The following is a 14,129-nucleotide window of genomic DNA, read 5'->3' as shown; positions in this document are numbered from 1 at the left end:
AAAGATTATGAACGGAACAACGACAAAATCAACGACAATTATTGAACAAACTCAAAAATTCGGTGCAAACAATTATCATCCGCTGCCAATCGTTATTGCTAAAGCAGAAGGTGTATGGGTAGAAAATCCAGAAGGTAATCGTTACATGGATATGCTTAGTGCCTATTCAGCCGTTAACCAAGGGCACCGACATCCTAAAATTATTCAAGCATTAAAAGACCAAGCAGATAAAGTGACCTTAACATCTCGTGCCTTTCATAATGATCAACTTGGACCGTGGTACGAAAAAATTTGTAAGTTGACAAATAAAGATATGGCTCTTCCAATGAACACTGGAGCGGAAGCAGTTGAAACAGCTCTAAAAGCTGCGCGCCGCTGGGGTTATGATGTGAAGGGAATTGCTGAAAATCAAGCTGAGATTATTGCGTGTATAGGAAACTTCCACGGCCGGACAATGGGTGCTGTTTCATTATCCTCTGATCCTGAGTATAAGCGTGGATTCGGACCAATGCTTCCAGGAATTAAATTGATTCCTTATGGTGATCTTGAAGCGTTAAAGGCAGCAATTACCCCAAATACAGCAGCTTTCTTAATGGAACCAATTCAAGGTGAAGCTGGAATTCTCTTACCGCCTGAAGGGTTTTTAAAGGCAGCATCAGATTTATGTAAAGAAAACAATGTCTTATTTATTGCTGATGAGATCCAAGTCGGGTTAGCGCGTACAGGAAAAATGTTTGCCTGCGATTGGGAAGAAGTAGAGCCAGATATGTTGATTCTAGGAAAAGCACTAGGAGGCGGTGTGTTCCCAATTTCTTGTGTAGTGGCCAACTCTGATGTTTTAGGCGTCTTTAACCCAGGTTCACACGGATCCACATTCGGCGGAAATCCGCTTGCTTGTGCTGTATCCCTGGCTGCACTTGAAGTCATTGAAGAAGAAAAATTGGCGGAACGCTCTTTAGAACTAGGAAAATACTTCCTTGATCAATTAAAAACAATTAACAATCCAATGATTAAAGAAGTACGCGGCAAAGGCTTGTTTATCGGTGTAGAATTAACAGAAGCAGCAAGACCATATTGCGAAAAATTAAAAGAAGAAGGCTTATTATGTAAAGAAACACATGATACCGTAATTCGCTTTGCACCGCCGTTAATCATTTCAAAAGAAGAAATCGACTGGGCCATTGCAAAAATTCAAGCAGTATTATCTTAATAATTTTTAAATAAACCATAATTTATAATACGACGGGGTGCCGAAATATGTCTGCTAACAAAGTGGTAGATGAAATTACGAAAGAACAGCAAAAAGAGCAAGAATCATTAAATTTATTTTTTTCAACACAAACAGTCATCCAAAAAGCACTTAATAAATTAGGCTATACAACCGAAATGTATGAATTATTAAAAGAACCAATTCGTTTGCTTACAGTTCGAATTCCAGTTCGAATGGATGACGGTTCGGTTAAAATTTTCACTGGATATCGCTCTCAGCATAATGATGCAGTGGGACCAACAAAAGGCGGCGTCCGCTTCCATCCTGAAGTAGACGAAGAAGAAGTAAAAGCCTTATCGATTTGGATGAGCTTAAAGTGCGGAATTACAGATCTTCCATATGGCGGCGGTAAAGGGGGCATTATTTGCGACCCGCGTAAAATGTCTTTTAGAGAGCTTGAAAGATTAAGCCGCGGATATGTTCGTGCCATCAGCCAGATTGTCGGTCCAACAAAAGATATTCCAGCTCCGGATGTCTACACGAATTCGCAAATTATGGCCTGGATGATGGATGAGTACAGCCGTTTGCGCGAGTTTGATTCACCAGGATTTATTACTGGAAAACCGATTGTTTTAGGAGGATCACAAGGCCGTGAAACTGCGACTGCCCGAGGCGTAACCATCTGTATTGAAGAAGCAGTCAAGAAAAAAGGTATCGAGCTACAAGGGGCGCGCGTCGTTATTCAAGGATTTGGAAATGCCGGAAGCTTCTTAGCGAAATTTATGCATGATGCAGGAGCAAAAGTTGTCGCTGTTTCTGACGTAAATGGTGCCGTTTACGATCCGAACGGATTAGATATTGATTACTTGCTCGATAGAAGAGACAGTTTCGGCTCTTTCTCACAATTATTTAAAAATACGATTACGAATAAAGAACTGCTTGAATTAGACTGTGATATCCTTGTTCCTGCTGCCATTTCCAACCAAATTACGGCGGAGAATGCAGCAAATATTAAGGCATCCATCGTTGTGGAAGCGGCAAATGGACCAACATCACTTGAGGCAACAACAATTCTGACAGAACGTGGTGTCCTGCTCGTTCCGGATATTTTAGCAAGTGCCGGCGGTGTAACAGTCTCCTATTTTGAATGGGTGCAAAATAATCAAGGCTACTATTGGTCAGAAGAAGAAGTGAATGAAAAACTAGCAAAGGTAATGGTTGGTTCTTTTGGAAATATTTATCAAACTGCTGAAACACACCAAGTAGATATGCGTTTAGCTGCCTATATGGTTGGTATTAAAAAAGTGGCCGAGGCATCAAGGTTCCGCGGCTGGGTATAAAAAAGTAAAATTTATATGGTAACTCAACTTTCATCTATTATCAAAACCGCTATGACGAACGAAATCATTATAGGAGTGAAGAAATTTGCGAATGGTAAAGGAAACTATTTACAGTCCTTGTTCCGGCACCGTAGAAAAAGTTTTAACTAAAGAGAACAATCATGTATATGAGTGGGAAAAATTGTTCTTAATTAAAGCCCATAATGGTAAGATTGAAGAGATTTCGATTGGCATAAGCGGTCATATTACATCGCTGCATGTAAAGAAGGGCCAAAGAGTTACCAAAGAAACTTCTCTAGCAATTATCCAAGATGATTTACTAATTACAGGCAGTGATTAAAAAAATGATACTCTTCCCATTTTAATGGGAAGAGTATTTTTGCGTCCAATGTGCAAAATATTTTTAAAATCTGCAAAAAAAATTGGCATAATTGTTCGAAAAATGTTCATAAATTAGGATTTAGAAAGTTGGCATAGAAATTGCATCTATATAAAATAGAAATAGTGATAAATTTAGAAAGATTTGGTCGTTGATAAATTTCGACAAATATTTTAATCTTTCATTTGTGACAGGATGGTGAAAGTCCATTCCTCTTACAAAATTTATCCTATTTTGACATAACTGTCTATATTTTGAAAGCGCATTCTTCATCAAGGGAACAAGGGGGAAATTGAATGAATTTACCGGAAAACAATGCATCACATGATTTACAAAGAACGATGAAGTCAAGACATTTGTTTATGATTTCACTTGGAGGGGTTATCGGATCTGGTCTATTCCTGGGCTCAGGATATACGATTAGCCAAGCAGGACCAACAGGTGCCATTCTTTCGTATATTGTCGGCGGCTTAATCATGTTTTTGACCATGGTCTGTCTGGGGGAACTTTCCGTTGCCATGCCTGTTTCAGGGTCTTTCCAAACTTATACGACCAAATTTATTGGACCAGGAACAGGGTTCGCACTTGGCTGGCTATACTGGCTCGGCTGGTCTGTTACGGTGGCGTTGGAATTATTAGCTGCCGGTCAGCTTATGCAAAGATGGTTCCCACATTCTCCGATTTGGATTTGGTGTGCGATATTTGCGATTGTATTGTTTGCTCTAAATGCTCTTTCAGCAAAAGCGTTTGGTGAAGCAGAATTTTGGTTTTCCAGCATTAAAATTTTAGCTATTATTATGTTTATTGTTTTGGGCGGCGCTGCCATGTTCGGTCTCATTGATATGAAGGGCGGACATGCTGCACCATTCTTATCTAATTTTACAGCACACGGGATCATGCCGCACGGATTCACAGCACTAATTGTTACGATGCTTGCGGTAAACTTCTCATTCCAAGGGACCGAATTAATTGGTATCGCAGCAGGTGAAAGTGAAGAGCCAGAGAAAACCATTCCGAAATCAATTAGACAAACGGTTTGGCGGACACTGTTTTTCTTCGTATTAGCAATCTTCGTTTTAGCTGGATTAATTCCGATGGAAAAAGCGGGAGTTGTTGAAAGTCCATTTGTTGTCGTTTTTGATAGTATCGGTATTCCTTATGCCGCAGATATTATGAACTTTGTCATTCTAACTGCCCTGCTTTCTGTTGCGAACTCAGGTCTTTATGCAGCAACACGTATGCTTTATGCGATGTCTAAAGAAAAAATGACAAGTCCAAAGCTTACAAAAGTAAACAAAAGTGGAGTTCCGATTAACGCTTTATTTTTTACAATCGGTATTGCTTTATTATCCTTACTTTCAGGATTTTTTGCAGAAGAAACCGTCTTTATGTGGCTGCTTTCCGTTGCAGGATTAGGAGCACAAGTCGGTTGGATTTCCATCACGGCGTCACAAATTGCTTTCCGGAGAAAGTTTATTCGCGAAGGCGGTAAAGTGGAAGATCTGAAATTTAAAACACCACTTTTTCCACTTCTTCCGATTATTGCATTATTATTGAATGTATCCGTTCTAGTTAGTTTAGCGTTCGACCCTGCCCAAAGGTTAGCATTATATCTCGGCGTACCATTTGTGGCAGCATGTTACTTGATCTATCACTTTAAAATTAAAAAGAATCGTGAACAGGACGGAACCGAAGAACAAGAACTTCAGCTTCAGGACAACAAAAAAATGATTATCTAAATCGTAAAAACGCTTGGGATTTTTCCAAGCGTTTTTTTGGATATTTCAGTCCATACTTCAAACAATAAAATCGAGGTGATAGAAATGGGAAATTGGAATGAACAGGCTGCTCCAAATAATAACCTTCCACCAAAAACGATTCGGTCATCAGAAATGTTCTTGGGGGACAAAGCAAATCATGCGTTCAAAGAGGTATTATCAGATGGCGGTGAAAGAGACCAGTTCATTAAGCGCCAAAAAAACGACCTTAAAATGAAATAGAAAAAAATCAGTGACGATTTAAATTTTCGTCACTATTTTTCTTTACAAATGAATTAGAACGATGTAGAATTTCTATGTACCTAATATTTCTAGGTAGGTGAGAATATGTTTAACCGCGAATTAGTGAAAGGCAGTACCTCATTAATCTTATTGCAATTATTAAATGAGCGCGATATGTACGGCTATGAATTAGTGAAAGAGCTGGAACAACGCAGCGATAATGGCTTGAGCGTAAAAGAAGGGACCTTATATCCGGCCTTGCACAAGCTCGAGAAGCAGGAGTATATTGAATGTTACTGGCAGGAGCAGGAAAAGGGTCCCGCACGTAAATATTATCGGATTACAAATGCCGGAAGAGAACTGTTAGATGAGAAAACACGGGAATGGCAGGATTTTGTTCAAGTTATGAATAAAGTAATTGGGAGATCCAAGCATGGAACGGTCAAAGAGTAGGTTTCTTGAAGAACTATCAAAGGGATTGATTAACCATAAAGAAAAAGAGAATATTCTTCTTGAATATGAATCACATATAGAAGAAATCCTTATTGAATCCTATGATCTTAATACTGAAGCTGAAATTTATGATAGAATTGTATCCCGTTTAGGCAGTCCGGATGAGATTTCTGGCTTGTGGAACGAGGAGCTCTCGGTTACTCCGAGTAATATGAAATGGCTGTTCATCCTGTTAAATATCATCTTTTTCGGTGGAGGAAGTTTATTAACGCTTGCCCATAATCTTTATCAATGGGAATGGCTCTCCGCCCTTTGGCACCATTTAACCGCTATTCCTATTCTAATTGCCTTTTTATACATGTTTTTTTGGGCACTGCTCGGATATGAAATCGGCAAAGGTTTTGGCCATAGGGGGAAAACCCTTTTAAGAAAAACCTTCTTACTTTCTCTTATCCCTAACTTATTGTTAATGGTTCTGACAGTATTTGAAATCATACCTCATTCTTGGTTTGCACCTTTATTAACGAAAACATTTATTTTTGCTTGTATCATTTTTACCATTTTTCTTTATCCAATTAGCTGGTTTGGCTACCGCTGGGGAAGGAAAGCATCGATATAAGCAGTTTTTTTTGAGTATATACCTAGTAAAACTATATATATAGAAAATCTACATGAAAGTGGGATGACGATGGATACGAAAATTAATAAATCAGATTGGCTTTTTTTGGTTTTATGCTTACTGATAGGTATTTTAGGGGAAGAAGCATTTTTCCGGGGGAAAATTGGAATTTCTTATTTTGTATTTATTTTAGGTTTTTACGCGGTATTTTTTTGGCGTTACCGCAGATACACTTTTTCCCATCAAAGAATAGGCTATTTGATTCTTTGTTGCATCTGGCTCCTGTCTGCAAGCTTTTTTTTGAACGACAACGAGGTTATGTATGGACTCAATATTATGGCAATTCCTTGCTTGGTTATCTTTCATCTTGTTTTAGTCACCAGTCCGAAACAAATGAATTGGAATCAACTTGGAATGATTCCTTATCTGTTTTCCATGCTATTAAATTCTGTAAAATATAATGCGGCGTTTTCCCAGGTATTTGCAAAGGGATTGAAACAAGGTGTTGACGAGGGGAAGACCGTCATATGGAAAAAAGTACTTATTGGATTGGTCATTTCACTGCCTGTTTTATTTATCGTACTAAATCTACTTATGTCAGCAGATGCTCAGTTTAAACGGATGATTGGCGGAATACCGGAGTGGTTTAACGTCATCGATGTAGAAAGTATTTTTAGGGTTGTAATTATTCTCTTTTATACCGCTGGCTTTTTTGGATTCCTGCAGATTCTTTCTAAAAAACAAATTAAAGTTATCAAACAGACCGCTAACGTTTCAGGTTCCAAGCTTGATTCAATTATTACTATTACGGTTTTAATTGTAATCAATGCGGTATACCTATTATTTACGATGGTTCAGTTTAAATATTTCTTCAGCGGGTCTTTGCAAGGGGATTATACGTACGCAGAATACGCACGAAAAGGCTTCTTTGAACTATTGTTTGTCACGATGATCAATTTATCGATTACAGTAGTAGTCCTAACCGTGGTTAATCATGGTGCTAATTTGGTAAAGCGGTTTTTGCAAATTTTGCTTACCTTTTTGGTATTGGCTAGTTTTATAATGCTCATATCTGCCTTTATGCGTTTAGGCATGTACGAGGACGCCTATGGATTCACTTTTACTAGGATACTTGCCCATTCGTTCATGATATTCCTTGTAGTCATCTTCATGTATACATTGGTAAAAGTCTGGGTTGAAAAACTGTCCTTGTTTCATTTTTACTTTATTTCTTCTTTGATTTATTTCACAACCATCACAGTAATAGACTTAGATAAAATGGTGGTGAAGGAGAATATGGATCGCTACACGGAAAGCGGGAAGATCGATATATATTATCTCAACGACCTATCTTATACAGGTGTAATGGGTTTAATTGACCTTTATGAAAAAGATCAATCAATAAATGGGCTGGAAGGAATATTGATTAAACGGAAGCAGCAGGCCCTTACAGAAAATAATCCTTGGCAGTCATATAACTTAAAAAGAGAGCAGGCTTTCGCAAAACTCAGGGAGCTTGATTTGAACTAGATAGAAAAGCATGCAAAAAAAATTTGCATGCTTTTCATTTTTTGTGTAACTTTCTCAAACATATTTCGTCTATCTAAATTGCGAATATTATAAAAAGTTGATTTTAAGGGGGATGAAATGAAACGATTTTTACGAATTATTATTCGACTAGTTTTAATTATTGGCGGCTTCCTTTTTATTTTTAATCTTCCATCCTTATTAGGAATTGGAAGAAATCATGTTGTGTTTAATTTTGAAACGTTTTGGGGGTTTATGAAATCAGATTTTCAATCTCTTCTCCAAATAAAAGATGCTGCCTACTTGTCGTTTTTTAAGCAATTGGACATTGCCGAAAGTTATCAGTATTCAATGACGATCTTATTTTTTAGCTTAATCTTTATTATTTTCATGGGTTTGGTATTTGCTGTTTTGATTATGCTTGCACCGGAGAAGCTGAGAAATATTTTAAAAAGTGGCATTAACTTTTTTGAAGCAGTCCCAGATCTATAAGTGATTTTTTTATTTCAGTTTTTTGTCATCATGCTCTATAAAGAAACAGGAATTAAATTTTTACAGTTATATGGAGTTTTTGGTGCAAAGCCCTACTTTGTCCCAATCATGACAGTCTCCTTCCTTCCTTTATTTTTATTGATTCAATTTTTAATTAAGGTTATGACGGATGAACAATCCCAGCAATATGTGCTCTATGCGAAAGCCAAAGGAATCGGTCGCCTCAGAACCCTGCTTATACATATTATGAGAAACATTTTTCCACTTTCTGTCTTACAGCTAAGGACCATTGTTTGGGTATTACTTTCTAATATTTATTTGGTTGAATACTTGTTTAACATTAATGGATTTACACAGCAATTTTTAAAAATCATCTCTATGGGAGGAGATTTCGCCTCGCTCGTAGTTTGTTTGTTAATGTTTTCGATTCCGTTGTTAGTCATTGAAGCAGTAGGCTGGACGATTTCAAAATTAATAAGAGGGAAGGAGCATGTAACAATATGAAGAAATATAAAATAACAATAATCGCTTCTTCCTTACTTCTTCTTCTGCTAGTAATGAGTATTTTCTATCCTGCTTACGGACCGAAAGATTATAATCATCAGGTTTTAGTTAAAAATGAACAGGGAAAGATCATTGGGAGAGCTCCGTTTCCACCTTCCGAAGACCATATACTTGGAACCAATCGAAATGGTGAAGACATGCATTGGCTTTTGCTTTATGGGGCAAAATTCACGCTTATTTCCACATTTGGAGTCGCCATCTTAAGGGTGCTAATTGGAGGATTATTGGGGATATTTCTATCAATCTGGGCCCCTTTTTTAAAAAGTTATGTGAAAGACTTTTTCCTGCCTTTCCGTTATATCCCTTTAATTCTCATAGGTATAATTTTAATGATTCCGATTGTCGGGAATTTTAATGATGTAGCCATCTCATCGATTGTAACCTATCAAATTATTATTCTCGTTTTTATTGGCGTTCCTTCCGTCACAATATTCGCTTCTGATGTAACGGATGAGTTATTAAAAACATCCTTCGTACAAAGTTCTATTCTGATGGGGGCGGGTAAATTTCATCTAATAAGAAGACAATTGCTACCCTACTTACGTTCTTACAGCGTTTTATTTACCGTTCAGCAGCTGATCAGTACGCTTCACATAACAATGCAGCTTGGGCTGTTTGGAATGTTTCTCGGCGGAAGGAATAGGGCGGGAATCTTTGGACTTGATGATCCTGATAAGCCGCCGCCAACTCCTGCAACAATCACGAATGAATGGGCAGGATTGATCGGACAGAATTTCAGAGAATTTTTACTTGCACCTTGGACTATCTTTAGTCCTGTGATAGGGTTTTTTATTGTCATTGCGCTTGTGAATATGATTAAAAAAGAACTAGAAGAAAACATGAATGGCCTGCAGGTTGTGAAAAAGAAGAAAAAGGTTTCAAAGGCCGAATCCACGACATTTGTAAAACGAGGATCTTTTGAGCTTTTACGTAAGCTTTAGAAAGCTGAATGGGATAAAAAGTGGTTTTCGTGAATTTATAAAAAATTAATGGAGAGTTGTCCATGAATCGAAAAGATGTCATCCTTGAGCAATTTTTATTATCTCACAACAAAAATGGCTGGTTCGTATCCTTTCAAAGTGCTGCTGCAGGACTTACAGATGAGCAGGCAGTGTGGAAAGGGGAGAAATCCGAAAACTCCATTTTGGAAATCGTCAGTCATTTGGTTTTTTGGAATGAACGTTATTTAAATCGGTTTAAAGAAATTCCAATTCCTGAAAAGCAAGGGGATAATGATTCTACTTTCACTGCAGTGTTAGAATGGGCTGAGGCTGTCGAAAGGTTTAATTCAGTTATGACGGATTGGTATAGAGCGGTGAGTGAATGTGAGGATGCAAAATTAGATCAGCCGGTTAATCCGGACTCGAATCATCCTTGGATCGAGACTCTAACCAGTATTACTCTTCACAATGCCTACCATATTGGTCAAATTGTGACGATTCGTAAAATGCAGGGGTCTTGGGATAAGGAACAGGGTGTAAGTTGAATTACCAATTAATATCCAGTAACTGTCGTAAGTATCGAATATTGTGTATTAAATCTCTGGAAACATGTCGTATGTGTTAAAAAATAAGTTGTAAGTGCCCAAAAATATGTAATAAGAACCAGAAGTTAGATCTGTTTAGTTAAAAAACCGAGCCGAAGCTCGGTTTTTTTCCATCTTATTAATCTCCGCTAAACATATCAAAGATCCCTTTAGCAATGCTGCCTTCGTCTTTTCCTCCGCCGCGAGAAGGGGCTGCAGCAAATACGCGGCTGGCAAGACGGCTGAAGGGCAGTGATTGAATCCAAACAGAGCCGGGACCGCGCAATGTCGCGAAGAATAATCCTTCACCGCCAAACAATGCAGTTTTAACACCTTTAACAAACTCAATATCATACCCCACACTGCTGGTCATCGCTACTAAACAGCCCGTATCCACCCTTAGAGTTTGGCCGGGCAGGAGGTCTTTTTTTATAATCGTGCCGCCAGCATGAACAAACGCCAGACCATCGCCTTCCAGCTTTTGCATAATAAAGCCTTCCCCGCCGAAAAAGCCTGCACCAATTTTTCGCTGGAATTCAATCCCTACCTGCACCCCTTTTGCCGCTGCAAGAAATGCATCCTTTTGACAAATGATTTTTCCGCCATGTTGGCTTAAATCCATTGGTATGATTTTACCAGGGTAAGGAGAGGCAAAGGAAACCCGCTTTTTTCCTGCACCGTTATTTGTAAAGGTAGTCATAAACAAGCTTTCACCTGTAAGAACACGTTTACCTGCACTAAATAGTTTTCCCATCAGGCCGCCGCCTCCAGATCCATCACCAAAAATGGTCTCCATATGTATGTCATCTTCCATCATCATGAAGCTTCCTGCTTCTGCTACAACTGTTTCATGAGGATCAAGTTCTATTTCGACGAACTGCATATCATCGCCATAAATCTTGTAGTCGATTTCGTGATTGTTCATTGTAATCCCTCCAAATGTTATAATGTTCACCTATTTACATTATAAAAAATTTAGGAAAAATATACTATTTTTAAATGAAGATAAAATAAAAAGACGTCTGTTAAAAACAGACGTCTTTTGCGTATTGAGGCGAAAAACCACACCCCACATTGTGTGTTCCTAAAAGGAATGTTTTTCGGCTTACACAATTCAGCTCATCGCTTAACCATCTTAACATTAATGGAACCAAGAAGACAAGCTAAAATTTTTGGTTTATTTTTCAAACAAAACTCTTGCTAGAATATGCGAATTATTCTATATTCAAATAATCAGATATACAAAAATAAAAAGATAAGAAGGGTGCATATGTTCAGTGACAATAGGTTCCATCAATATTCATTAAAAAGCGTACCAAAGGACTTGCTCTCGGGTTTGATTGTCGGAGTTATCGCAATTCCACTTGGTATGGCGTTTGCTATTGCTTCAGGGGTGAAGCCAGAGTATGGAATCTATACGACGATTGTTGCAGGAATTCTCATCTCTCTGTTGGGAGGATCGAAATATCAAATTGGCGGTCCAACCGGTGCTTTTATTCCAATTTTGTTTGGAGTGGTGATGACATACGGTTATGAAAATCTTCTGGTTGCTGGATTTATGGCAGGTGTCATTCTTCTCCTAATGGGGGCATTGAAACTTGGATCGCTCATTAAATATATCCCTAGACCAGTAACAATCGGGTTCACTGCAGGGATCGCGGTTACGATTTTCACTGGACAATTAGCTAGTTTCTTAGGTTTAGAGGGTATCAGGAAGCATGAGGAATTTATTCGCAACATTGAAGAAATCATAGTCCATCTTAACTCAATGAATGTTTTTAGTATTATCACAGCACTCATATGTTTAATAACGGTTATTTTTACACCAAAAATTGCACCTAAGGTTCCTGGGCCGCTTCTCGGCTTAATTGTATCCACACTTGCAGCAACCTTGTTTTACCCGTCACAAGTCGCAACCATTGGAACGTCATATGGAGAAATTCCAAGTACACTTCCTGCACTCCATATACCGAACCTGAATATTGAGCAATATATGAAATTATGGAAACCCGCCTTTATCATTGCGATGCTTGGCGGAATTGAATCACTTCTGTCTGCTGTTGTGGCCGATGGGATGACGAATAGCCGGCATAACAGTAATAAGGAACTAATCGGGCAGGGAATTGCCAATATAATCACACCATTATTCGGCGGTATTCCCGCAACAGGAGCGATTGCCCGGACGGCCACTAATATTAAAAATGGTGCTGTGTCGCCGTTTTCAGGTATCATCCATGGAATTGTCGTCCTGCTGGTGCTGCTGTTTTTTGCACCATATGCATCATACATCCCACTTGCTTCTATGGCACCTATTTTAATGGTCGTTGCCTGGAATATGAGTGAAAGGAAGGTATTTGCTCATATTTTAAAAACAAAATCGACAGATTCACTAGTCCTTTCAGTTACGTTTTTATTGACGATTTTTGTGAATTTGACAACCGCTGTGGAGGTGGGGCTCGTCATGTCAGCCCTTTTGTTCACAAAAAGGATGAGCGACCTAATGATCACGGCAAAGGCCTTGCCAAATCGAAAGCATAAGAATGAAAAAATAGAAACTGGCATGGTTACTGATACACATGACTGCCCGCAAATCAGCATCTTTAATGTCGAAGGTCCTTTATTCTTCGGGGCAGCCGAAACATTTGAAAAAACCATTATGAGCACAATAAACTACCGCCCCCAAATTTTATTGCTGCGAATGAGCAGGGTCCCGTTGATGGATACAACAGGTGAAGCAAATTTATCTAGTATTGTTCATCATTTTTCGAAAAATGGTATAGTATTGATATCAGGCTTAAATGCCCAGCCGGAAAGCGTTCTAAAGAGAACTGGTTTGTATCAAACGATAGGCGGGGAGCATTTTTTTGAGCATACTGGAGAAGCCATTCAATATGCCCTGGAGCAAATTAATAAAAATAAATGCCTTGGCTGTAAGCATTTTGCTTTCAGGGAATGTAAGAAGCTATCTGCCACTGAGGCTGTTGAAGGTAGGAAGGGACTAACAGCTACCGTCTAATAATAATTAGGAGTGGAAGAATTGAATCTTGAAATGCAGCAGTTTAAAGCGGATTTTTTTAAAGCGCTGGCGCATCCATTGAGAATCCGCATTTTGGAACTATTAGCAGAAGGGGATAAAAACGTCAACGAAATCCAAACTCTGGTTGGCAGTGAAGGCTCTGCTGTCTCCCAACAGCTTACGATCTTAAGAGCTAAAAATATAGTTACAGGAACTAAAGAGGGAAATAAGGTCATTTACACACTGAAGGACCCGATGATTATTGAACTGTTGGCTGTTGCCAGACAAATCTTTAATAATCATCTTGTTGATACCATTACAATATTGGATAAATTTAAAGAAGAAGATGAAGAAGAAACCGTTGGGCCGAAGAATTAAATTCGTCGGTCTTTTAGTGAACATCAGTAAGCGATTACAATAACTTTTCGACAAAATCCTGCAAAGTCATTGTCTGGCTTTGTGCATCCACCAATTTAATAGTCATATTCGACACAGAAATTGGTAGAAATGTAGAAACGTGTTGGTTTATGTCAATAGTGCGTTTCTTGACATATAGGCCTAAAAGGGGTATATTTTAAACAGCCGTTGCACGAGATTAGATTTATGTTACAAGCTTGTTCAAAGTTTTAACCGATGTTTGGATGAGGAACTGAAGTAAAGCTATCACGTTGTAATTTGGTGAATTTTACACATGGCTTGTATTTAAGCCAATAGGAGGATTTTTTTACATGAAAAACGGTAAAGTAAAATGGTTTAATTCAGAAAAAGGTTTCGGTTTCATCGAAGCAGAAGACGGAAACGATGTATTCGTTCACTATTCTGCAATCCAATCTGAAGGTTTCAAAACTTTAGAAGAAGGTCAAGAAGTTTCTTTCGAAGTAGTTGAAGGAGCTCGTGGACCACAAGCTGCTAACGTAACTAAAAAGTAATTTAAAAAAACCAATTATAACAGTCCGGTAAATTGCCGGGCTGTTTTTTATTTTACAAAAAAATCATCCCTAATT

Annotated in this window: 16 protein-coding genes; 15 read left to right on the top strand and 1 reads right to left on the bottom strand. The window is 38.4% G+C overall.

Features of this window, described 5'->3' with window-relative positions:
* The first annotated feature begins 7 nt into the window (after window positions 1–7).
* From LC455_RS02065 to LC455_RS02010, 12 genes are all read left to right on the top strand, one after another.
* Window positions 8–1,210: an ornithine--oxo-acid transaminase gene (locus LC455_RS02065; RefSeq protein ID WP_223587898.1), complete on the top strand. Its 1,203-nt coding sequence runs from the start codon at window positions 8–10 to the stop codon at window positions 1,208–1,210.
* A 47-nt stretch (window positions 1,211–1,257) separates the two neighbouring features.
* Window positions 1,258–2,550, top strand: coding sequence for a Glu/Leu/Phe/Val family dehydrogenase (locus tag LC455_RS02060; RefSeq protein ID WP_223587897.1), 1,293 nt, complete (start codon window positions 1,258–1,260; stop codon window positions 2,548–2,550).
* Window positions 2,551–2,635: 85 nt separating this feature from the next.
* Window positions 2,636–2,890, top strand: a complete 255-nt coding sequence (locus tag LC455_RS02055) for a hypothetical protein (RefSeq protein ID WP_440446369.1) — start codon at window positions 2,636–2,638, stop codon at window positions 2,888–2,890.
* Window positions 2,891–3,225: 335 nt separating this feature from the next.
* A complete protein-coding gene (locus tag LC455_RS02050) occupies window positions 3,226–4,668 on the top strand; it encodes an amino acid permease (protein WP_223587896.1) in 1,443 nt (480 codons plus the stop codon).
* An 84-nt stretch (window positions 4,669–4,752) separates the two neighbouring features.
* Entirely contained in the window at window positions 4,753–4,929 is a 177-nt protein-coding gene (locus LC455_RS02045) for a hypothetical protein (RefSeq protein WP_223587895.1), read from the top strand.
* Between the two features lie 105 nt (window positions 4,930–5,034).
* Complete coding sequence (locus LC455_RS02040) at window positions 5,035–5,382, top strand: PadR family transcriptional regulator (RefSeq protein WP_223587894.1); 348 nt, start codon at window positions 5,035–5,037, stop codon at window positions 5,380–5,382.
* A complete protein-coding gene (locus tag LC455_RS02035; protein ID WP_223587893.1) occupies window positions 5,363–6,001 on the top strand; it encodes an HAAS signaling domain-containing protein in 639 nt (212 codons plus the stop codon). Before LC455_RS02040 ends, LC455_RS02035 begins: the two co-directional genes overlap by 20 nt.
* Window positions 6,002–6,070: 69 nt before the next feature.
* Window positions 6,071–7,531, top strand: a complete 1,461-nt coding sequence (locus LC455_RS02030) for a DUF4153 domain-containing protein (protein ID WP_223587892.1) — start codon at window positions 6,071–6,073, stop codon at window positions 7,529–7,531.
* A 117-nt stretch (window positions 7,532–7,648) separates the two neighbouring features.
* Complete coding sequence (locus LC455_RS02025) at window positions 7,649–8,020, top strand: hypothetical protein (protein WP_223587891.1); 372 nt, start codon at window positions 7,649–7,651, stop codon at window positions 8,018–8,020.
* Window positions 8,021–8,524 (top strand): ABC transporter permease subunit, encoded by a 504-nt coding sequence (locus tag LC455_RS02020; protein WP_223587890.1) that lies wholly within the window; start codon window positions 8,021–8,023, stop codon window positions 8,522–8,524.
* The gene (locus LC455_RS02015; protein WP_223587889.1) at window positions 8,521–9,525 is read left to right on the top strand and encodes a hypothetical protein; all 1,005 of its coding nucleotides are present in this window, start codon (window positions 8,521–8,523) and stop codon (window positions 9,523–9,525) included. The genes LC455_RS02020 and LC455_RS02015 overlap by 4 nt, the downstream gene beginning before the upstream one ends.
* A gap of 62 nt (window positions 9,526–9,587) precedes the next feature.
* Entirely contained in the window at window positions 9,588–10,070 is a 483-nt protein-coding gene (locus LC455_RS02010) for a DinB family protein (RefSeq protein WP_223587888.1), read from the top strand.
* A 178-nt stretch (window positions 10,071–10,248) separates the two neighbouring features.
* On the opposite strand, the gene LC455_RS02005 is transcribed toward LC455_RS02010, so the two are convergent.
* Window positions 10,249–11,034, bottom strand: coding sequence for a TIGR00266 family protein (locus LC455_RS02005; protein WP_223587887.1), 786 nt, complete (start codon window positions 11,032–11,034; stop codon window positions 10,249–10,251).
* A 345-nt stretch (window positions 11,035–11,379) separates the two neighbouring features.
* Here LC455_RS02005 and LC455_RS02000 point away from each other — a divergent pair, with 345 nt between their 5' ends.
* The 3 genes from LC455_RS02000 (at window position 11,380) to LC455_RS01990 (ending at window position 14,054) form a co-directional block, all read left to right on the top strand.
* Window positions 11,380–13,125 (top strand): SulP family inorganic anion transporter, encoded by a 1,746-nt coding sequence (locus LC455_RS02000; protein ID WP_223587886.1) that lies wholly within the window; start codon window positions 11,380–11,382, stop codon window positions 13,123–13,125.
* Window positions 13,126–13,146: 21 nt separating this feature from the next.
* Window positions 13,147–13,503 (top strand): ArsR/SmtB family transcription factor, encoded by a 357-nt coding sequence (locus tag LC455_RS01995; RefSeq protein ID WP_223587885.1) that lies wholly within the window; start codon window positions 13,147–13,149, stop codon window positions 13,501–13,503.
* A gap of 350 nt (window positions 13,504–13,853) precedes the next feature.
* Complete coding sequence (locus LC455_RS01990; protein ID WP_026575162.1) at window positions 13,854–14,054, top strand: cold-shock protein; 201 nt, start codon at window positions 13,854–13,856, stop codon at window positions 14,052–14,054.
* Window positions 14,055–14,129: the final 75 nt, after the last annotated feature.

The sequence above is a fragment of the Neobacillus bataviensis genome, assembly GCF_019969725.1.
Note: the sequence above shows the minus strand (reverse complement) of the source record. Positions and strands in the feature narration are given on the sequence as shown.

What these genes read in the sequence shown, in the direction of transcription:
- LC455_RS02065 (WP_223587898.1), top strand. Translation starts at nt 8, where the DNA reads ATGAACGGAACAACGACAAAATCAACGACAATTATTGAACAAACTCAA.
- LC455_RS02060 (WP_223587897.1), top strand. Translation starts at nt 1,258, where the DNA reads ATGTCTGCTAACAAAGTGGTAGATGAAATTACGAAAGAACAGCAAAAA.
- LC455_RS02050 (WP_223587896.1), top strand. Translation starts at nt 3,226, where the DNA reads ATGAATTTACCGGAAAACAATGCATCACATGATTTACAAAGAACGATG.
- LC455_RS02045 (WP_223587895.1), top strand. Translation starts at nt 4,753, where the DNA reads ATGGGAAATTGGAATGAACAGGCTGCTCCAAATAATAACCTTCCACCA.
- LC455_RS02040 (WP_223587894.1), top strand. Translation starts at nt 5,035, where the DNA reads ATGTTTAACCGCGAATTAGTGAAAGGCAGTACCTCATTAATCTTATTG.
- LC455_RS02035 (WP_223587893.1), top strand. Translation starts at nt 5,363, where the DNA reads ATGGAACGGTCAAAGAGTAGGTTTCTTGAAGAACTATCAAAGGGATTG.
- LC455_RS02030 (WP_223587892.1), top strand. Translation starts at nt 6,071, where the DNA reads ATGGATACGAAAATTAATAAATCAGATTGGCTTTTTTTGGTTTTATGC.
- LC455_RS02025 (WP_223587891.1), top strand. Translation starts at nt 7,649, where the DNA reads ATGAAACGATTTTTACGAATTATTATTCGACTAGTTTTAATTATTGGC.
- LC455_RS02015 (WP_223587889.1), top strand. Translation starts at nt 8,521, where the DNA reads ATGAAGAAATATAAAATAACAATAATCGCTTCTTCCTTACTTCTTCTT.
- LC455_RS02010 (WP_223587888.1), top strand. Translation starts at nt 9,588, where the DNA reads ATGAATCGAAAAGATGTCATCCTTGAGCAATTTTTATTATCTCACAAC.
- LC455_RS02005 (WP_223587887.1), bottom strand. Translation starts at nt 11,034, where the DNA reads ATGAACAATCACGAAATCGACTACAAGATTTATGGCGATGATATGCAG.
- LC455_RS02000 (WP_223587886.1), top strand. Translation starts at nt 11,380, where the DNA reads ATGTTCAGTGACAATAGGTTCCATCAATATTCATTAAAAAGCGTACCA.
- LC455_RS01990 (WP_026575162.1), top strand. Translation starts at nt 13,854, where the DNA reads ATGAAAAACGGTAAAGTAAAATGGTTTAATTCAGAAAAAGGTTTCGGT.